The organism is Rhizobium sp. 42MFCr.1 (assembly GCF_000377185.1).
GTDB lineage: Bacteria > Pseudomonadota > Alphaproteobacteria > Rhizobiales > Rhizobiaceae > Rhizobium > Rhizobium altiplani.
The window spans coordinates 269,270-288,646 of sequence record NZ_KB897820.1 but is presented as its reverse complement, the minus strand read 5'-3'; the positions used below and the strand labels follow the sequence as shown (position 1 = coordinate 288,646).

The following is a 19,377-nucleotide window of genomic DNA, read 5'->3' as shown; positions in this document are numbered from 1 at the left end:
CGTTCTCCGGTTACCAGTGCCACAGCGTGCCGTCTTCGAGACGGTTCACAGGCAGATAGGCGCGCTGATATGGATATTTCTCGGCAAGCTTTTCGTCGATGTCGACACCATGGCCGATCGCATCGCCCGGATGGAGATAACCGTCATCCAGGCTCCAGGCGCTCGGGAACACCTCAAGGATTTCCGGCAGGTAGCCCGAATATTCCTGGATCCCGAAATTCGGCACCCAGAGGTCGAGATGCAGGTTGGCGCCGAGGCAGATCGGCGACATGTCCATTGCCCCGTGGCAGGCAGTGCGGACATTGTAGACGCTGGCGAAATCCATGATGCGCCTTTGGGCGGTCACGCCGCCGGCATGTACCGTGGTCGTCCTAATGTAGTCTATCAGCTGTTCTTCCATCAACAGCCGCGCGTCCCAGATGGTGTTGAAGACTTCGCCCACGGCAAGCGGTGTCGTGGTGTGTTGGCGGATCAGACGGAAGCCCTCCTGATACTCGGCCGCCACCGTGTCTTCCAACCAGAAGAGCCGTGCAAATTCGAGGTCTTTACCCAACCGCGCCGCTTCGATCGGCGTGAGGCGGTGGTGGCTGTCATGCAGGAGCTCAATATCCCAGCCATGTGCCTCGCGGACCGCCTTGAAGAGTTCGGGAACATAGCGCAGATATTTCGACGTCGACCATGTTTCCTCGTGAGGAATGGCATCGTCTGCAGCGTTGTTGGTGACCGACTTCTTGCCGGTGCCATAGACGTCAGGTAGACCGGGAATGCCGACCTGAACACGGATCGCCTTGTAGCCCTGCTTAATTCGCTTGCCGACCGCTTCGACCGCTTCGGCAATATCAGTGCCCTGCGCGTGTGTGTAGCACAGCACCTTCTCGCGGCTGGCGCCACCCAGCAGCTGGTAAAGCGGCATGTTGGCGGCTTTCGCCTTGATGTCCCAAAGTGCGGTATCGATACCGGCGATCGCCGCCATCGTCACAGGACCGCGGCGCCAATAGGCTCCCTTGTAGAAATATTGCCAGATATCCTCGATGCGGCTTGGATCGCGGCCGATGAGCAATGGTGCAAGATGATCCTGAAGATAGGCTACGACGGCCTTTTCACGACCGTTCAGGGTGGCGTCGCCGACCCCTGTCAGCCCCTCGTCGGTGAATATCTTGACGGTGACGAAATTGCGTCCAGGCGAGCAGACAATGATTTTGACGTCGGTAATTTTCATGACTTATCCGTTGGCTGAAACTGTACGTGCGGGGTCGTAGCGGAACCGGTTGTGAATGCGCCGGTTGCGCGGGTCGGGATGAGGAATGGCGGAGAGCAGCGCGCGGGTATAGTCATGCGCCGGATTGTTGACGACCTGATCGGTCTCGCCCGCCTCGACGATCTTGCCGCGATACATCACAGCAACGCGGTCGCACATGTAGCGGATAACCGACATATCGTGCGAGATGAAGACGTAGGAGAGACCAAGCTCGTCCTGCAACTTCATCATGAGGTCAAGCATCTGCGAGCGCAACGAGACATCGAGTGCCGAGGTTGCTTCATCGGCAACGATCAGCCGCGGCTTGAGCGCAATCGCCCGCGCAATCCCGATACGCTGTCGCTGACCGCCGGAAAAAGCATGCGGGTAGCGTTCACGCCAGGCCGGTTCGAGGCCGACCTGCTGCATAAGTTCCGAGACCCGATCGTCGAGGGATCTGCCCTTCACGCCAGCGAGCTTCAACGGCTCGGCAATGATCTGGCCGACCGTCTTGCGTGGGCTTAGCGAACCGACCGGATCCTGGAAGATCATCCGGATACCGTGGCGAACATCCTTCAATGTCGTTTTGTCGGCCGAGCAAAGATCGACCGTGCTGCCGTCAGCGCGGCGGTAATTCATAGCGCCGGCTTGCGGATCGTAAATGCGCAGCAAGCAACGTCCCATTGTCGTCTTGCCCGAGCCGGATTCACCGACGATGCCGAGGGTTTCACCGGCACGAACGATCAGCGACACGTCGTCCACTGCCTTCAGGCCGGATGGGAAAGTCAGCGAGAGGTTCTTGACCGCGAGTAGCGGTGGCGCGCCAACGGGGATTTGGGATCGTGTCAGCCGAACTTCCGCCTTCTTCTCCAACTTGACGACGGAACCGATCAGGCGGCGCGTATAGTCGTCCTTTGGTGCGTGGAAAATCTGCTCCACGGAGCCACGCTCCATCACCTTGCCCCGATACATTACCAAGACCTCGTCGGCGATTTCGGCAACGACACCCATGTCGTGGGTTATAAAAAGCACGGCCATGCCGTGGCTGTGCTGCAGTCGTTTGATCAGATCGAGAATTTCGGCCTGGGTCGTGACGTCCAGTGCTGTCGTCGGCTCATCGGCGATCAGAACCTGGGGATTGCAGGCGAGCGCCATGGCGATCATGACCCGCTGGCGCATGCCTCCGGAGAATTCGAAAGTGTAGCGGTCGATTGCGGTTTCAGGACGCGGTATTTCGACCTGGCGCAGCAGCTCGAGAACGCGGTCGCGCTGCGCCTTGCCGCGAATGCCGAAATGAATGCGCAGCGCTTCGCCGATCTGCGCGCCGATACGATGGACGGGCGACAGTGAACTCATCGGCTCCTGGAAAATCATGGCGATCTCCTTGCCGCGAACGCCGCGAATTTCCTTGCCGCGCGGGTCGAGCTTGGCGAGGTCGACCGATGAGCCGTCTCCCCGCGTCAATACGATCGAACCATCCTCAATACGACCGGGTCTATCGACGATCTGCAGGATGGAGCGCGCCGTAACCGACTTCCCGGATCCGGATTCGCCGACAACACAGAGTGTCTTTCCGCGCTTCAGCTCGAAGGACACGTCGTCGACAGCCTTGAACAGACCCGTGCGCGTCGGGAAGTAGGTTTTCAGGTTGTCGACCTTGAGGAGTGTATCGTTGTTCATGGTCATGACACCGACTCGTAGGGATCTGCGGCATCGCGGAGGCCGTCGCCGAGGAAGTTGAGGGAAAGCACCGAGATGACAATTGCGGCAGCCGGCGTGAACAGGAGCCAGGGCGCTTGAGCGACCGCGCGGATGTTCTGCGCCTCCTGAAGGAGCACGCCCCAGGAAATGATCGGCGGCTGTAGACCGACGCCGAGGAACGAGAGTGCGGTTTCAGCCAGGATCATCGAGGGGATCGCCAGCGTCAGCGTGGCGATGATGTGGCTCATGAAGGACGGCACCAGATGGTGGAAGATGATGCCGAGCTCGCTCATGCCGTCGAGACGTGCGGCAATCACGAAGTCCTCATTGCGCAGAGAGAGAAACTTGCCACGCACCTCCCGCGCCAGGCTCGTCCAGCCAATCAGCGAAACGATCAGGGTGATGACGAAATACGTCCTGAGCGGTGGCCAGCCAACGGGGATTGCTGCCGCCAGCCCCATCCATAGCGGGATCGTCGGGATCGAGCGCAACAGCTCGATGAAGCGCTGGATGGCGATATCGGCCCAGCCCCCGAAAAATCCGGATATGCCGCCGATCGTGACGCCAAGGATGAGGCTCATGAAGACCCCGACAAGCCCGATCGAGAGGGAGATTTTGGCACCATGGACCACGCGCGAGAAGATGTCTCGTCCGAGGCGATCTGCACCAAAGATGTACATGCTGTCTCCCGGCATCGGGTTGGTGAGGCCAAAGAGCTTGGTCCTCATAGGGATGAAGCCGAGAAGAGTGTATGGTTCCGCCGCAGGTACGAAAAAGCCGACCGGGATCGGCTTGGCAGGATCCGGGGCGAACTCACGCCGCATGGATTCTGTGTTCAGCGTCATCTTCAGCTGATTGACGTGTGGGCGCAAGGAGCCGTTCAGCAGAAGCGATATGCCCTGTGGAGGGGCGTAGGTGAAACGCGCATTGGTCGCGTTGGGATCGAACGGTGCGATGAAATCCGCGAAGGCAGCGACGAGATACATGAACACGATGACGACAAGGCTTGCCAGCGCGATCTTGTGCTTCTTGAATTTCAGCCAGAAGAGCCGCCATTGGCCGGCAACGGCAATATCACTGCGGTGAAGGTCGATCGATGTGCCGGTCTCCGGCGGGAGGTGGGTGATGTCTGTCATTGGAACCGGATCCGCGGGTCAGTGATAGCGAGCAGGATGTCGGAAATCAGCGTGCCGATAATGGTAAGCACCGAAATCAACAGGATGAGCGAGCCAGCGAGATACATGTCTTGTGCAAGCAAGGCGCGCAGCAGCAGCGGTCCCGTCGTCGGCAAGCTCATGACAACCGAGACAATGATCTCACCCGAAATAACGGCGGGCAGGATCCAGCCGAGCGTCGAGATCAGCGGATTGAGTGCAAGCCGCACCGGGTAGCGAATGAGAAGCTCGAATTCGGACATGCCCTTGGCGCGGGCCGTCGTCACATAGGGCTTGGACAATTCGTCGAGCAGGTTGGCGCGCATGATGCGAACGAGTGCTGCAAGCGAGCCGAGGCCAATGACGAGCACGGGCAGCCAGACGTGTTTGGCAAAATCGCCAAGCTTGGCAAAACTCCAGGCCGCGTCGACGAAAGCGGGCGAAAACAGGCCGCCGACACTTTGGCCGAAATAGGCCGACATGACATACATCGCCGAAAGCGCCATCAGGAAGTCAGGCACGGCGAGAAAGAAGAAGGCAAGGAAGGTCGCTGAATAGTCGGAGATCGAATACTGGCGAACGGCCGACAGGATGCCGATCGGAATGGCGATCGCCCATACGAAGCAGAGCGTCAGGAAGGACAGGAGGAGCGAGAAGCCAAGGCGGCCCCAGATCAATTCGGTCACCGGCTTGCCGAGCTCGAATGAAATCCCGAAATCGCCATGCATGAGGATCCCGGCCATCCATTTGTAATATTGGAAATACATCGGTTGATCGAGACCGTAGCGCTCGCGCATGGCGGCAACCGTGCCCTCTTCGACCGCCCCACCCTGGCTTGCCCAGTCGGCCATAAGCGTCGTGAGATAATCACCGGGCGGGAGTTGGATGATGATGAAGGCGATGATGGAAACGGCAAGGAGTGTCGGTATCGCGAACACCAGCCGTTTGGCGATATAACGGAGCATGATTTCTGACCGCTCGATGGGATCGAAGGGGCGGACCGGGGGGAAGTTTCCCGCCGGTCCGGAGGAGTTTAGTTAGCCGGCTTGTCGAAGTACCACTGGGTCAGCGTCGGGGCCGGATGCCAGAGATTGCCGGTGATCGGAATGCCGTTGACGACATTCTTCAGGTTCTTCGACACCATCATGTATTTCGGCATGGGGCGCGAAATGCCGATGTTGAGGAAGTTGTCAGCGGAAAGATTGAGGAATTCCTTCATCTTCTCGCGGCGATCGTTGTCTCCTACGGCAGCGTTGACCTTGTCGTAGGCTGCCATGAGAGCCTTGATCTCGGCTGGGGGTTCCTCGCCCGTGGCGTGGTTCGAATACCATTCGCTCCACTTCATCGCGAAGAAGATGTCTGCCTTCTGGAACGGCATGTAACAGCGCGGGTCGGTGTAGACTTCAGACAGGCCGCCAACGCAGTTCCAGATATAGGCGTCCTGCTCGTTTGCTGCCCACATGGTGTTCAAGCGAGCGCGATCCGTGGTCCGCAGCTGGATGTCGATCCCGACGTCCTTGGCGTATTTCTGCACCATCTGCATCACGTCGGGATAGGAGAGCCCGAAAACGTCCGCCACCATGAAGTTGATGGTGAAGCGCTTGCCGCTGTCGTCGAGACGGAAACCTTCCGCGTCTTTCTTCGGCATGATCTTGTCGAGCATGTCGTTGGCAAGCTTCGGATCAAATTCCGTGTATTGCTTGGCTTCACGCTCGTTGAAAAGCTCGTGCTCGGGCTGCGTCGCCACCTGCGCCGGGGCGCCCTGCCCGACATAGACGAGATCGATGATCTCCTGCCGGTTGATCGCGTGGCTGAGCGCGATGCGGAAATCCTTGTTCTGGAAAAGCTTGCGCTTGGTGTCGTCGGTCGAGTTGAGATTGAGCAGGATGACGGCATCATTCGCCGGCAGGTCCTTGACGTCGACAAAGCGATAATTGCCGCTTTCCTGGCCGTCGAAGAGCACCGACTTGAAGGTCGAATTATTGATGTGGCGGAACGCGAAATCGAACTCGCCCGATGTCATCTTCAGCGCCATCAGCTGTGGGTCGTCGAGCTTTGCCCAGGTGACGCCGTCAATATAAGGCAGCTGGTTGCCCTCAGGATCCACCTTCCAATAGTAGGGATTGCGGGTCGCGACGACGCGTTCGCTGTCGGCATAGGGTACCGTCAGGATCCACGGGTTCATCGTTGGCAGCTGGAGGTTTTGCCAGTACGGCGGCTGGAAGGTCAGAGAGACCTTCGAGTTGAACAGCGCCACCCAATCGCCTGCAGCCGGATTGGCTTTCAGCAGAGCGGGGATGCCGTCCTTGTTATAATTCTCGTGGAACTGGCTGAGGTAGTGCTTGGGGTAGATAACCGGCAGATGACCCTGGCCGTAGGCGAGCTGCTGCAGGAACAGGCCATAGGGGCTGTCGAATTTGAATTCGACTGTCAGATCGTCGATCTTGCGCACTTTTACCGGTTTGCCCGCGACCGTAAAGGTCGGGTTCTTGGCCGGCGAAAGCGCGTCGTTCATGAACACGTCTTCGTACCAGAACATGATGTCATCGGCCGTGAAAGGCTGGCCATCGCTCCACTTCAGCCCCTTGCGGAGCTTGAAGGTGTAGGTGGTGGCATCATCCGATGCGGTGAATTCCTCCGCCAGCGAAGGTATCACCTTCTGCCAGGCCGGATCCCAACGAACGAGCAGTTCATTGGCGATGGTACGGGTCAGATTGTACTGGTCGCCATTGGCGAGAATGGTGGTGCGCAGCGTGCCGCCGTATTTGCCAATTCCATCAACCATCGCTTCGACGAAGGGATGCTCAGGAAGGCGATCGGCAACGGCTTGCAGCTTGCCGGCCTTCACTTGCTCGTCGAGCATTGGCGCCTGTTTGAAATCCGCCGCAAAGACAGGAGCAATCGCTCCCAAGAGCGCCGCACCCAACAACCCCGTCGATAGGACGAGGCCACGCAGCTGTTGCTGGTAACCCATTCTTTTCCTCCTGATTAACCGGCCCTCTCCGCCGACTGATAACGAAAGCCAGGTCGGCAATCGCGTGGAGCGAAAACTTTCAGATCGTACATTATATGTCAATTGGAATGTACAAACAATTTGAAGAGGTATTGGCAAACCGGGGGAAAGTGTATTAAAAGCAGTCTTATGACCACGATAACGCGAATGCCCCAGACAATGCCTGACGGTGACGAGTTGACCGAGGAAAATGGCGCGTCCATCTACGAGCGCCTGCGCGATGACATCATCCATGGCCGCGTCAAGGCTAACGAGCGCCTGAAGGTCGCCGAGCTTGCCGCGCGTATGGGCACCTCCACCAATCCGGTGCGAGAGGCATTGCAGCAGCTGCGCGGCGAGGGTTTCGTGGTCATGATGCCCAATCGCGGCGCCCGAGTGCGGCCGATTGACGAGGAGTTCGTCAGAGATATCTGCGAAATAGAGGTCTTGATCGAGCCGGCGCTGACGCGCTGGTTTGTCGGGGTTGCAACACGAGCAGATGTCGATGAACTGGAGCGCATTCAGGCCGAGATCGAAGCCCTGAATTTTTCGGATGAGCTGAAACACTCAAATCTGGACATGCAGTTTCATCGGCTGATGTACGACCGGCACTACAACAGGCACGCTGTGGATCTCTGGATTCGCCATCGTCAGATTTTATGGGCGATAAGCCGCGGCTTTCCCACCTCCCTAAGCCGCCAGTCGAACGTTCTTGAGGAGCATCGCGAGCTCATCGGATGCATCAAGGAGCAGGATGCGGACGGGGCGGCGAACGCTATTGCCAAACATGTTGGTGGATCAGGACGGCACATCATCGAGCGCATGCGGCTTAACAAGCAGCGGTCGTGATTTAGCCGAAGCTCGCGAAATCGCGCCGGGCCGGGGCCGTCATGGTTGCTGCGCCTTTCGATGAGAGGAAATGGCCCTCGCGGTAATTGCGATCGGGATGCTGACTTGTCCACCCGCCGACCGTTCGCCTTGCGGCAGACCATGGCTATCGCTCATGACGCGAGGTGCCTTCGGCAAGATAGGGCAAGTCCTTGATGCATGCGTGATGACGAGATAACGTATACTTCACCAAAAACATTCCTGAAGTCCAATGTCATCGAATTCCGACCGGGTAGACGTTGCCCATCGCACTCTCCGACAGGCCATAATAGAACAGGCGCTGAAAGCCGGAACCAGGCTGCCAGAAGACGAGATTGGCAGGCACTTTGCAATGAGCAGAACCCTGGTTCGCGCCGTGCTGGCGAAACTGCAGGCCCAGGGGCTCGTCGACACCTATCACAAGCGAACTGCCACGGTTGCCCAGCCGAGCCTCGACGAGGCGCGCAATGCTTTTGCTGTTCGGCGCGCGCTTGAACGGGAGGTGATGAAGGCGGTGATCGCGCGTTGGAGTCCGGTAGTCGAGAAGATCCTCTCCGATCACGTGCAGGAAGAAGAGGCCGCCCATGCCAAGGGAGATGTGCGCCTCTCGACCCGGCTAGCCGGCGAATTCCACCTCAAGCTTGCGGAACTCTCGGGCAATGCGCTGCTCGAACGATATCTCTCCGAACTCGTATCCCGCTGTTCGCTGATCCTGGCCATGTACAGCCGGCCGCACTCAAGCGAGTGCGCCATCAGCGAACATTCCGGACTGATCGGCGCGCTCAAGAAGGGGGATATCGCTGCGGCAGAGCATCTGATGGACGACCACCTGTCATCGGTTGAAAGCAGGGCCCTGCTCGAGGACGATACCGCGGCGGAACTGGATCTAGGCTCGATCCTGTCACGCTTTTCCGCCCGTGGCAGCGGCTAGGCTGCCGCTTTTTCAATCATGTATACATGATTATGCATTTTCTGCAGACGTTCGAAACCGGCGACTTCCACTTGTACGGGATGGTGTCAGCGGCTTTCATCGAATGAGTCCAAATATCTAGCCACCCCGCGCAATCCGGAATTCAGCTCGGATACAATCTGGCATCATTATTGCATACATGATTACAGATATCATGTAGCCAAGAACCGGGTGGATATGTCAAAATGACGAGCATTCCGGACCTGCCGGAGCCGGTCGCCGCCGAAATGAAGGCCGCAGAAGCTGCGATCACCAGCGGCAAACTGAAGCCGTTGCCGGCGAGACCAGGGACCAGAAAGGCACGGGTAAAGGTGACCAAGGGCCAGGAACTGGCGGATGCCGATATCAGGGGCATGACCTGGTCTGATCGAAGGCGTGCAGGGCGCCTCCCCGATCCCGTCGGCGAGGCGTATTGATGATACAACAAAGAAATCAAGGTAGATCCCGGTGACCGAAACACTTTTTACAAACGCCAAGCTCGCGGACGGCACGCTCAACGACATTCTGGTCTCCAACGGCCGCATCTCTACCATCGCTGCTGCTGGGTCGAGTTCCGGCACTGCGCGCACGCTCGATATTGCCGGTGCGCTTCTCGTCCCGGGCTTCGTTGAGGGCCACATCCATCTGGACACGAGCTTCTACGGCGACAAGTGGATCCCGCATAAACCTTGCACCAACGGGTTTGACGTGCATGAGCGCGTCGCCTTCCAGGCCGAGAACCTGGCAGCCGCCGCACCGATGGACGAACGTGCCCGCAGCCAGCTCGATCTCTGCATTTCGAACGGCGCGCTGCAGATGCGCAGCCATGTCATGGTCGATGGCTCGGTCGGGCTGAAATCGCTCGAAACCATCCTGGCCGTCCGCGAAGAATACAAGGACATCATCGACATTCAGCTCGTGGCCTTCCCGCAGAGCGGTATCCTGAAGAGCCCCGGCACGCGCGACCTGATGGACGAGGCGATTGGCATGGGCGCCGATCTGGTCGGCGGGCTCGATCCGCTGTCCTTCGATCGTGATATCAAGGGGCATCTCGACGTGGTCTTTGGAATTGCCGAAAAACGTGGTGTCGATGTCGACATACATCTCCACGATGCCGGCACGATGGGCGCCATGACGATCGAGGAGATCTGCGCGCGGACCGCAGCACTCGGCATGCAGGGGCGTGTCGCCGTCAGCCACGCCTACGGGCTTGGGGACCTCGCCCCGGATGCCGCAAAGAAGATCGCCGCCGTCATTGCAGAAAGCGGCGTCTCGATCATGACCAACGCTCCAGGAAATCACAATTTCCCGCCGGTCGCATTGCTGCGGGCCGCCGGCGTCAATGTTTTTTCAGGCAATGACAATATCCGCGATTCGTGGTGGCCCTTCGGCGATGGCGACATGCTCCGTCGGGCAGAGATCATCGCCTATCGCTCCGGCTTCTATTCCGATACCGAGCTCTCCGCCGCTTTCGATGTGGTTACGACAGGAGGCGCCAAGGCGCTCAATCTTGAAGGCTATGGCATCGCCGTCGGCGCCAAGGCTGATTTCGTGACACTCGCCGCCGACCACATTCCGGAGGCAGTCGTCGCCGTCCCCAAGCCGCGACGCGTCTTCAAGCAGGGTCGGTTGGTGGCCGATAACGGCGCAGTGGTCCGCTGATGCGATTTTCAAGCAGGCAGACCAAAACGGGCGGCGCGCGATCGCGTGATGGCATGGTTACAACACCGCATTGGCTGGCGAGCGAAGCCGGTGTCCGGGTGCTTTCGCGCGGCGGGAATGCGATCGAGGCGCTGGTCGCGGCTGGAGCAGCACTTTCGGTCGTCTACCCGCATTTCTGTGGTCTCGGCGGAGACGCCGTCTGGATGGTCTCCGACGAGGCTGGCGATGCACGGACGTTCCTCGGTATAGGCCAGGCGGCAGATGTTGCCGTCCCCCGCAACACGATCCCATTGCGCGGCGCTGCCTCGACCTTGACCACCGCCGGCCTGGTCGACAGCTGGGACAAGGTGCTCAGCTATTCCGCAACCGCTTGGGGTGGCAGCGAGAGCCTGTCGGGATTGCTGGACGATGCGATCGCCCTGGCCGGAAACGGTTATGCCGTGAGCGCGTCGCAGGCATTCTGGTTCGATTTTCGCGCCGCCGAATCCGACGCGTGGCCGGGCTTTCGCAACCTTTTCAGGCGGGACGGCATCCAGTGCCAGCCGGCCCTGGCGAGGAGCCTCGAAGCGATCGCCAGCAACGGCGCCCGCGAATTCTATGAGGGGGCGCTGGCCGGCCGCATCGCACGCGGTCTTGCCGCGGCCGGCTCGCCACTTACTGCTGCCGATCTTGCAGCGACAAACACCCAGGTCGTTGAGCCCGTGCGACTACCTTATGGTGAGACAGTGCTTTTGGCGCCGCCACCCCCGACCCAGGGCGTGACCACACTCGCTATCATGGGCGTGCTCGCTCATCTGTTACCGGCAGACAAGGCGGTTGACAGTGCATCCTATTATCACCTGCTGGTAGAGGCGGTGAAACAGGCATTTCTCGACCGGCATCTGATTGCCGATCCGGCATTCGTTGATGATGTCTCCGGGGCACTCCTTAATCCCGATCGACTTGCCGGCAAGGCCGCCGCAATTGACCCCACCCGTGCTGCCGCCTGGGCGCGTCCCTATCGGCAGGGCGACACGTCCTTCCTGGCCGCAGTCGATTCCAGCGGGCGGGCAGCCTCCATGCTTCAAAGTATCTATTTCGATTGGGGCAGCGGCGTCCTTGCCGGCGATACAGGCATTCTCTGGCAGAACCGCGGCGCCGCCTTCAGCATTGATCCCACAAGCCCGAACCGCTACGGGCCTGGAAAGCGTCCATTCTACACCCTCAATCCCGGCCTGGCACTGAAGGGTGGTCGCCCGCATCTGGTCTATGGCACGCAAGGTGCCGACGGTCAGCCGCAGACGCTGGCACTGCTGTTGAGCCTCCTCATCGACCATGGCCTCGATCCCCTGGCGGCCCTTTCCAGGCCACGCTTCCTGCTCGGCCGTACCTTTTCCGATAGCCGCGACAACCTGAGGATCGAGGAGAATATTGGCAGTGACGTGATCGCGGCGCTTGCCTTGATGGGCCATGAGGTCACGACCATCGCTCCGCTCAGTCCGCTCGGCGGTCAGGCAGGTATCATCCGCATCAGTGGTGACGGCATGTTGGAAGCAGCTCACGACCCTCGCAGTGACGGCGGGGCAATCGGCCTATGAGCACTGCAAGCGACATTCCGCTCGACCTGCTTATCCGCAATGTCCGGGTGAAGGAGCATGGTGGACTCGTCGATATCGCTGCCGTGGCAACCGGATCGTGGCGATCGAGCCCGGGTTTCGTTGCGAGGCCGTCGAGGACTTCGATGGCGATGGCGCTTTTGCGTTTGGTGGTTTCGTCGACACGCATGTCCATCTGGACAAGGCCTGCATCCTCGATCGTTGCTCGATCTGCGAGGGGACACTTGCTGAAGCCGTGCGACAGACCTCCAGCGCCAAGGCAGACTTCACCGAGGCGGACGTCTATGATCGCGCCGCCCAGGTCGTCGAAAAGGCGATCTCGCACGGCACTGTGCGGATGCGAACCTTCGTCGAGATCGATCCGCGCGCAGGCTTTCGCTCCTTCGAGGCAATCAAGCGCGTCAAGGCGGAATACGCTTTTGCGATTGATATTGAAATCTGCGCGTTCGCGCAGGACGGTCTCACGAACGAGCCTCAGATGCTGGACATGCTCGACCGGGCGCTCTCAGAAGGGGCTAATCTCCTCGGTGGCTGCCCCTACACTGATCCCGATCCAGTCAGGCATGTGGATCTGATCTTCTCCCTCGCTGTCAGGCACGGCGTCGCAGTGGATTTTCATCTCGATTTCCATCTGGATCCCGGCCAGAGCGATTTGCCGGCGGTTATCGCGGCCACAGAGCGCCATGGCTGGCAAGAACGGGTCGCAATCGGCCACGTCACCAATCTTTCGGCCATGCCGCTGGCCGATGTCATTCATATCGCCGACAAACTTGCTGCAGCGGGCATCGCGCTCACCGTTCTTCCGGCGACAGATCTCTTCCTCACTGGCCGCGGGCACGACCGACTGGTGCCGCGGGGCGTCGCACCGGCGCATGTCATCGCGCGACGCGGCGTCGTCACCTCAATCGCCACCAACAACGTCATGAATCCCTTCACTCCCTATGGCGACGCCTCGCTGATCCGGATGGCAAATCTCTATGCCAATATCGCACAGCTTTCGCGGGATGACGACGTGCACTCGGTTTTTGAGATGGTAGGACAATCGGCAGCGAGGCAGCTCGGCGTTCCGCACGGCCTTTGGGTCGGCGGTGACGCGACCATCGTGCTTGTCGATGCGGTCGGCCCGATGGCGGCCGTGCGCGAGGTCGGCCGTGTCCTCGCCGGCTGGAAGAATGGCCACATGAGTTTCAACAATGGTCGAGCTCGGATCCGCAGACGTTCACTTGTGTGAACGCGGTACCAATGCCGACCGTGTAACCGTCTTGTGCCTGTGTGGCTCTGAGCCTGCTGGCCTGCAAACAAATCAGAGGGAGGGTTCAAGGGGACGCCGTTCCGGCGCCAATGTGCCAGCCATTGAATCACAGTGGAATTGACGCTATATAACGTCAGTATCAATGGCATGTATGGGAGTTTTGGATATCATGGGTCTTGCTCGGTATGCAGACGGCGGCCTGTTCTCGCCCCGCAAGATCGCGCAAGCATTGCGCACGACCAGCGAGGAAATCGCGCTGACCGCTGGACTTGGCAAGGATGCCATCCAGCGTAAGGATCGCATTCGTTCCGACAAGACGCAGCGGCGACTACGCGAGGTCACAGAAATCATCAACAAGGTCGAGCCCCGGTTCGGTTCGGCTCTGATGGCTTATGCCTGGTATCGCTCGGAGCCTTTATCGGGATTTTCCGGTTTGACGGCAATGCAACTGGTGCGTGATGGACGCGCGAACGACGTCCTTGACTACATCGATGCAGTCGATGCGGGCGTTCACGCCTGACTTGCCGATGCACTTTAAGGGCACCCTTTATCGCGCGCTGAACCCGATCTACGCGCAAGACGCTTTGTCCGGGCGTGGAGCGGAACTCTATGGCGGACGGTTCAACCGAAAGGGCACCCCGGCGCTCTATACGTCACTTTCGGTAATTGCCGCGCTACGCGAGGCCAATCAGGTCGGCAGCTTGCAGCCGACCACGCTGGTATCTTACGACGCCGACATTGAGCGTGTTTTCGACTGCCGGGACGAGGTTGCTCTGCGAAGCGAAGGCATGGACGCCAGCAGGCTTGCTGATCCGGCATGGCGCGATCAAATGAGGAAGCACGGGGAGGCATTGACGCAGGCGTTCGCCTGCGCACTCGGCCAGGCGGGTTATCAAGGATTGCTGGTAAGGAGTTTTGCGCAGGGGGCATCTGACAATGATCTCAATCTTGTCCTCTGGCGATGGAGCGCCGCGTTACCCAGTCGGGTGACGCTCATCGACGACGAACATCGTCTGTCGCCTTAGCTAGGGCAAGCTGATCGCAATCGCATTGGTGTATGACTTGAACGTCGCAACGTTCGATCGGGCTCAATAGCGGATCCGCCGCCAACCGGCTTCAGGTCTTCTGCCGGCCATAGAGCAAAAGCATGCTCACGATCACTACGCCGTAGATCAGCTGGCGCCCCGCCTCTTCAATTTGCATTACCGAAAGGATCGACTGCAGTAGGGTAATAAGGATCACGCCTGCCACCGTACCAAGGTAGGTCCCTTTTCCACCAAGTACATGGGTTCCACCAAGGACCACGGCCGCAATTGACGGCAGAAGATAGGCGTCGCCCATCGATTGTGAGGCTTTTGACGCATAACCGGCCAGCAAGACTCCACCAAGTGCGCTGAGCGAACCCGAGATGACAAAGGCGATCATGGTAATACGCCGGGTGTCGATGCCCGACATATAGGCCGCCCGTTCGCGGTTTCCGATTGCATAGAGCGATCGACCGAAGGTCGTTCTGGTCAACAGGAAAACCGCCAGTATGCCAACGGCAAGCCAGACAAGAACGCCGTTGGGGACAGAGGGGATGGTGTATCCGGTCGCGAGAAATCGCATCGCCCGAGAGGCCGAATCCTGCGGCGAGAACCCGCCCGTGTAGACGACCATCAGTCCCTGTACGACGGCGTTGGTCGCAAGCGTGATGATCATAGAGGGAATGCGCAGGTAGGCGACGGCAAGTCCGTTGACCAGACCAATCGCTGCCCCGCATGCAATTCCGAATGGAATTGCCAGGAGTGATCCGCCTGCGCCATAAGCCGTCGCGGCACAGGCCATCATCGCGCCAGCGGTCACTGTCCACGGAACGGACAGATCAATCTGCCCAAGCAGGATTACCATCATCATCCCCGTCGCGATCACGCCGAGGAAGGAGGCCACCTTCAGCTGTTGCAGGAGATAATCGGGCGAGAGAAAATTCGAAGAATAGATCGATCCGCCAAGCAGCAGGAGCAGGATGCAACCGAAGGCGATTGCCACCGCGGGATCTCTTCCCCGCAGCCGACGAGGAACGATTGAATGCCGCGTGCCGAAAGCATCTTCGCTCATTGGAACCATTCCAGTCGATTGCGTACACGGGCCAGCCCGATCGAGCCAATGCCGATCGCCAGCATCAACACGATGCCCTGGAACAGAGGCTGCCAGAGTGGGTCGAGATCAAAAACGAAAAGAAGATCGCCGATCGTGCGGAAGGCAAGCGCCCCGAACACGGCGCCGACGGCGCTGCCCTTGCCCCCCGCCAGAGACACGCCTCCAAGGACAACTGCAGCAATCGAGTAGAGCGTGTAAGCATTGCCGCTCGCAAAGGCCGCCTCTCCTGTATAGGAAAAGAAGGTGAGATATAGTCCGCCCATGGCCGACAAGAGCCCCGCAAGGGCATAGGCCAGAAGCTTGGCCCGCTTGAGCGGCATGCCGGACATATAGGCAGCATACTCCGAAGACCCGGCGGCGTAGGCTGCGCGCCCATAAACCGACCTGCTGAACGGGACCCAGACCAACAGTATCGTGGCAGCGAGAACGATCAGGCTAGTGGGCAACACCCCGAACATCTTGGAGGTAAAGACGTCAGCAAGTGTCTCGTTAACAGAGCCGCCCGGCGTCGGGCGCAAAAGTAGCGCAAGCCCGAAAAAGATAGCACTGGTGGCGATGGTCGTGACGATCGGCTGCAGTCTGCCGAAGATGATGATCAGACCGTTCAAGGTGCCGCAGGCCAGACCCGCCGCCAGCACGGCGACGATGCCGAAGCCCGTCTGCAGCGGTGTGCCGACGACAAGCCAGGATGCGAGACAGTTGCACAGAACCAGAACCATCCCGGCCGAAAGGTCTATGCCCGCCGTGATCACCACGAGACATTGCGCCATCGCGACGAAGGCGAGGAGCGTTGCCTTGTTGGACGCTGTCTGCACAACGTTTGGTGTGAAGCCCGCTGGATGGTTGGAAACATAGATGACGAACATCACCACAAAGAGGGCCGCGGCAAGAAGCGTTCCTTTATGAAGCTCGTACCGGAATCGCCATTCACCGACCTTTCCCGTGTTCACAGTGTTTGCCCCCGCTCCACCTGTTTGGCAGCGATGTTCAACGCACTGCCAATCAACGCGCGTTCGTTGATATTGTCACCTTCAAGCATGCTGGCGATCGTGCCGTCGTACATCACAAGGACTCGATCACAGCAACCAATCAGTTCGTCGTAGTCGGTGGAATAGAAGATAATTGCCGCGCCACCGTCCGCAAGCTTTCGCAGCAGCTGGTAAATCTCCTGTTTGGTCCCGACGTCGATGCCGCGTGTGGGATCGTTCAACAGTATGATCCGGGGCCGGTTCATCAGCCATTTGGCAATGACAACCTTCTGCTGGTTTCCACCGGACAGATTGCTGACCGGCATGTCGATGTTCGCCGCTTTGATGGCAAGGAGCTTCAAGAGTTCGCCAACGCAAGCGGCCTCCGCGCCGCGATCGATGACACCTTTGCGCGAAACGCTGCCAAGGGCCGCGATCGAAAGATTCTCCCGCACCGTCATGGGCAGCATCAACCCCTCGGTCTTTCGATCTTCCGGGATGAGAGCAATGGAGGTTGCCTGCGACTTCGCCTCCTTGGGACTGGTCAATCGCACACTGCGACCATCGATCCGCACATCGCCCCTGACGTCGCGAAGCACGCCGAAAAGCGCCAGCAGGAGCTCGCGTTGACCCTGCCCGTCCAGGCCGCCCACGCCCACAATTTCACCCGGGCGCGCATCGAATGTAATGTCAGTCAGACGATCCCCCCAACACAAGCCAGAGCAGGAAAGGACGGGCGGCCTCGAAATCTTGACGCCCGGCTTGGCTGGAAACACACTTTTGTATTCCCGACCGATCATCAGCTCAACAACCTGCTGATCGGTCTTTGTCCCGGCTTTGTAGGATTCGATGCTACGCCCGTTCCGGAACACGGTGCAGTCGTCGGCGAGTTCTGCAATTTCATGCATGCGATGCGAAATATAGACGAGCGCCAATCCCTCCGATCGCAGTCGCTTCAGGACACTGAAGACCTTGTCGACATCTGACTTGCTCAAGGCAGAGGTCGCCTCATCCAGGATCATCAGGCGAGGGCTGCGCGCGAGAGCCTTGGCAATCTCGACCATTTGCCGACGGGAAAGCGGAAGGTCCTTGACCAGCGATGACGGATGGATGTCGAAGGCGCCGGCGCGCGAAAGCGCCTCCTCGGCGATCCGTCGCTGGGCGCCGCGGTCGATCATCCCGAAACGCCTGGGCGGATTGCTGATGACGATGTTGTCGGCGACCGAAAGGTCGGGAATGAGCGACAGCTCTTGAAAGACCGAAACGATCCCGGCCGCATTCGCCATCGCAGGCGACGAGAAAGATACCGCCTTGCCATCCAGCAGCATCCGGCCGTCGTCGGGTGCCGTCACCCCGGCCATGATTTTGATCAGCGTCGATTTTCCTGCACCGTTCTCGCCGAGGACTGCATGGATCGCGCCGGGTCGAATTGCAATATCGGCTTCGTTGAGGGCTATGACGCCGCCGTAGCGTTTCGAAATGCCTTCCATGCGCAACAGTGGTTCTGACAAGATCACCCTCCCATCGGGTGCATTTCGCCTGTGACTGCGAGCACGCATGCCCGCAGTCGATCCCATGAGCACTTGCTGCTATTGGTTTTCCTTGGTCTGCCCCATGATTTCTTGCGCCGTGAAATTGATGCCGCAAGTCGGGAAGGAGTTGCCGACGAAAAAGTTGTCGGACTGGTCAGGGTAATAGTCCTGATCCTTCTTCAAGTCGGGATGCGACACGAGTGCCGTCGGCAACTTGACGGCTTGCGGGACGACCTGGCCCTCAAGAGCTGCGATGGCAGTCTTTATGGCGACAGCCACCTGAGCTGGCCCTGTCCCGGCTGACGAGCAAACTAGCCCCTCGCCCGCATGTGCGGCGCAAAGTTTTCGGAAGCCATTTTCGGTCTCGCCGCCGAACGGAACGAAGGGGTGCTTCGCGTCGATCATGGCCTGAACGACACCGGTGTCGCCACCCTGGGCGGTAATCCCGTCAAACGGTCCATTCGTCGCTATAGCATCTGCTGTCGCCTTCTGTGCAACGCCGTCATCCCATTTGCCGACGACTTCGGTCACGTCGAACTTCTTGCCGGAGGCTGCCAGTGTTTCCTTGATGCCGTTATGGCGGTCGGTATCAACGGACGTGCCAGCGACACCCCTGACTTCCAAAATCTTGCCACCGTTCGGCAGGTGTTTGACAAGCCACTCGGCCCAGGTGACACCAAGGCCCTTCTGATCGACGTTGACGTTGATCGCGTCTTTCGTGTCCAGTGTGTTGTCGAATGCGACGAGCACGACGCCAGCTTCCTTGGCTCTCTTGATCACGGGGCCAAAGGCTGTCGGGTTTTGAGCATTGACGACGATCGCATCATAGCCGGCGTCGATGAAGTTGTTGATCGCCGAAATCTGTGCCGGCACGTCCTCTCCGGTTGAGACAACCTTGAACTCCTTCAACTTCGCCTTGACGTCAGGTTGCGCCGCATAGGCCTTTGCGGTCTGGACCATCTGGATGCGCCATGTGTTGGCAATGTAGCCGTTGGCGAGCGCGATGCGGTAAGGACCTTCCTTTTTCGGATACTGCAGAAACTGAGTATCGGAAGCCCAGGGCGTCATGCAGCCTGGATCGGCTGCTGGTCCATTCACAACTTTCGGTTCTGCATATGCAGCGCCGCACAACAGCGCAAGGATCGGTGCGGAAACCGCCGCAACGCGCGCAGAATTCGCTTTCACGTTTTTAAGCATGGATGTCCTCCTCCAGAGGCGGACGCAGCCGCCCTCCAATATTCTCAACCTCCAGTATTGTCATTGGTACGCTAGGTCCGAAACGGCTCCACCCTGCCCTTTGCGGAACGATCGAAACGTTAACATACGTGA

16 protein-coding genes and 1 pseudogene are annotated in these 19,377 nt (G+C 59.2%); 8 read left to right on the top strand and 9 right to left on the bottom strand.

Translation table 11 applies throughout. The features are described from left to right. Positions 1-10: 10 nt before the first annotated feature. The 5 genes from manD to C934_RS0105335 all read right to left on the bottom strand — a co-directional run bounded on the left by manD (position 11) and on the right by C934_RS0105335 (position 7,066). Positions 11-1,219, bottom strand: coding sequence for a D-mannonate dehydratase ManD (gene manD, locus C934_RS0105355; RefSeq protein ID WP_018855676.1), 1,209 nt, complete (start codon positions 1,217-1,219; stop codon positions 11-13). A gap of 3 nt (positions 1,220-1,222) precedes the next feature. Next, a complete protein-coding gene (locus C934_RS0105350) occupies positions 1,223-2,923 on the bottom strand; it encodes an ABC transporter ATP-binding protein (RefSeq protein ID WP_018855675.1) in 1,701 nt (566 codons plus the stop codon). Further along, complete coding sequence (locus C934_RS0105345; protein ID WP_018855674.1) at positions 2,920-4,074, bottom strand: ABC transporter permease; 1,155 nt, start codon at positions 4,072-4,074, stop codon at positions 2,920-2,922. Before C934_RS0105345 ends, C934_RS0105350 begins: the two co-directional genes overlap by 4 nt. Beyond that, entirely contained in the window at positions 4,071-5,057 is a 987-nt protein-coding gene (locus tag C934_RS0105340; protein WP_018855673.1) for an ABC transporter permease, read from the bottom strand. The genes C934_RS0105345 and C934_RS0105340 overlap by 4 nt, the downstream gene beginning before the upstream one ends. 68 nt (positions 5,058-5,125) lie before the next feature. Then, a complete protein-coding gene (locus tag C934_RS0105335) occupies positions 5,126-7,066 on the bottom strand; it encodes an ABC transporter substrate-binding protein (RefSeq protein ID WP_018855672.1) in 1,941 nt (646 codons plus the stop codon). Between the two features lie 186 nt (positions 7,067-7,252). Here C934_RS0105335 and C934_RS0105330 point away from each other — a divergent pair, with 186 nt between their 5' ends. The 8 genes and pseudogenes from C934_RS0105330 to C934_RS0105290 all read left to right on the top strand — a co-directional run bounded on the left by C934_RS0105330 (position 7,253) and on the right by C934_RS0105290 (position 14,434). Continuing rightward, complete coding sequence (locus C934_RS0105330; RefSeq protein ID WP_245267907.1) at positions 7,253-7,933, top strand: GntR family transcriptional regulator; 681 nt, start codon at positions 7,253-7,255, stop codon at positions 7,931-7,933. Positions 7,934-8,183: 250 nt separating this feature from the next. Beyond that, on the top strand, positions 8,184-8,882 hold the full coding sequence (locus C934_RS0105325; RefSeq protein WP_025658553.1) for a GntR family transcriptional regulator: 699 nt from the start codon (positions 8,184-8,186) through the stop codon (positions 8,880-8,882). A gap of 224 nt (positions 8,883-9,106) precedes the next feature. Next, positions 9,107-9,337, top strand: coding sequence for a hypothetical protein (locus tag C934_RS0105315; RefSeq protein ID WP_018855669.1), 231 nt, complete (start codon positions 9,107-9,109; stop codon positions 9,335-9,337). Positions 9,338-9,368: 31 nt separating this feature from the next. Continuing rightward, entirely contained in the window at positions 9,369-10,562 is a 1,194-nt protein-coding gene (locus tag C934_RS0105310) for an amidohydrolase family protein (RefSeq protein WP_018855668.1), read from the top strand. Positions 10,563-10,615: 53 nt separating this feature from the next. After that, positions 10,616-12,139, top strand: a complete 1,524-nt coding sequence (locus tag C934_RS0105305; RefSeq protein ID WP_018855667.1) for a gamma-glutamyltransferase family protein — start codon at positions 10,616-10,618, stop codon at positions 12,137-12,139. Next, a pseudogene (locus C934_RS31615) lies at positions 12,136-13,388 on the top strand (amidohydrolase family protein). The gene C934_RS0105305 and the pseudogene C934_RS31615 overlap by 4 nt, the downstream one beginning before the upstream one ends. Positions 13,389-13,578: 190 nt before the next feature. Then, positions 13,579-13,929 (top strand): antitoxin Xre/MbcA/ParS toxin-binding domain-containing protein, encoded by a 351-nt coding sequence (locus C934_RS0105295; RefSeq protein ID WP_026371577.1) that lies wholly within the window; start codon positions 13,579-13,581, stop codon positions 13,927-13,929. 7 nt (positions 13,930-13,936) lie between these two features. Beyond that, a complete protein-coding gene (locus C934_RS0105290) occupies positions 13,937-14,434 on the top strand; it encodes an RES family NAD+ phosphorylase (protein WP_026371576.1) in 498 nt (165 codons plus the stop codon). Positions 14,435-14,525: 91 nt separating this feature from the next. On the opposite strand, the gene C934_RS0105285 is transcribed toward C934_RS0105290, so the two are convergent. The 4 genes from C934_RS0105285 to C934_RS0105270 all read right to left on the bottom strand — a co-directional run bounded on the left by C934_RS0105285 (position 14,526) and on the right by C934_RS0105270 (position 19,245). Then, complete coding sequence (locus C934_RS0105285) at positions 14,526-15,506, bottom strand: ABC transporter permease (protein WP_018855663.1); 981 nt, start codon at positions 15,504-15,506, stop codon at positions 14,526-14,528. Continuing rightward, positions 15,503-16,498 (bottom strand): ABC transporter permease, encoded by a 996-nt coding sequence (locus C934_RS0105280; RefSeq protein WP_018855662.1) that lies wholly within the window; start codon positions 16,496-16,498, stop codon positions 15,503-15,505. Before C934_RS0105280 ends, C934_RS0105285 begins: the two co-directional genes overlap by 4 nt. Further along, a complete protein-coding gene (locus C934_RS0105275; protein ID WP_026371575.1) occupies positions 16,495-18,033 on the bottom strand; it encodes a sugar ABC transporter ATP-binding protein in 1,539 nt (512 codons plus the stop codon). Before C934_RS0105275 ends, C934_RS0105280 begins: the two co-directional genes overlap by 4 nt. 72 nt (positions 18,034-18,105) lie before the next feature. Continuing rightward, entirely contained in the window at positions 18,106-19,245 is a 1,140-nt protein-coding gene (locus C934_RS0105270; protein WP_018855660.1) for a sugar ABC transporter substrate-binding protein, read from the bottom strand. Positions 19,246-19,377: the final 132 nt, after the last annotated feature.

Bases quoted from the DNA above. Each gene is read 5' to 3' on its own strand.
- manD (WP_018855676.1), bottom strand. From the start codon at position 1,219: ATGAAAATTACCGACGTCAAAATCATTGTCTGCTCGCCTGGACGCAAT.
- C934_RS0105350 (WP_018855675.1), bottom strand. From the start codon at position 2,923: ATGACCATGAACAACGATACACTCCTCAAGGTCGACAACCTGAAAACC.
- C934_RS0105345 (WP_018855674.1), bottom strand. From the start codon at position 4,074: ATGACAGACATCACCCACCTCCCGCCGGAGACCGGCACATCGATCGAC.
- C934_RS0105340 (WP_018855673.1), bottom strand. From the start codon at position 5,057: ATGCTCCGTTATATCGCCAAACGGCTGGTGTTCGCGATACCGACACTC.
- C934_RS0105335 (WP_018855672.1), bottom strand. From the start codon at position 7,066: ATGGGTTACCAGCAACAGCTGCGTGGCCTCGTCCTATCGACGGGGTTG.
- C934_RS0105330 (WP_245267907.1), top strand. From the start codon at position 7,253: ATGCCCCAGACAATGCCTGACGGTGACGAGTTGACCGAGGAAAATGGC.
- C934_RS0105325 (WP_025658553.1), top strand. From the start codon at position 8,184: ATGTCATCGAATTCCGACCGGGTAGACGTTGCCCATCGCACTCTCCGA.
- C934_RS0105315 (WP_018855669.1), top strand. From the start codon at position 9,107: ATGACGAGCATTCCGGACCTGCCGGAGCCGGTCGCCGCCGAAATGAAG.
- C934_RS0105305 (WP_018855667.1), top strand. From the start codon at position 10,616: ATGGTTACAACACCGCATTGGCTGGCGAGCGAAGCCGGTGTCCGGGTG.
- C934_RS0105295 (WP_026371577.1), top strand. From the start codon at position 13,579: ATGGGTCTTGCTCGGTATGCAGACGGCGGCCTGTTCTCGCCCCGCAAG.
- C934_RS0105290 (WP_026371576.1), top strand. From the start codon at position 13,937: ATGCACTTTAAGGGCACCCTTTATCGCGCGCTGAACCCGATCTACGCG.
- C934_RS0105285 (WP_018855663.1), bottom strand. From the start codon at position 15,506: ATGAGCGAAGATGCTTTCGGCACGCGGCATTCAATCGTTCCTCGTCGG.
- C934_RS0105270 (WP_018855660.1), bottom strand. From the start codon at position 19,245: ATGCTTAAAAACGTGAAAGCGAATTCTGCGCGCGTTGCGGCGGTTTCC.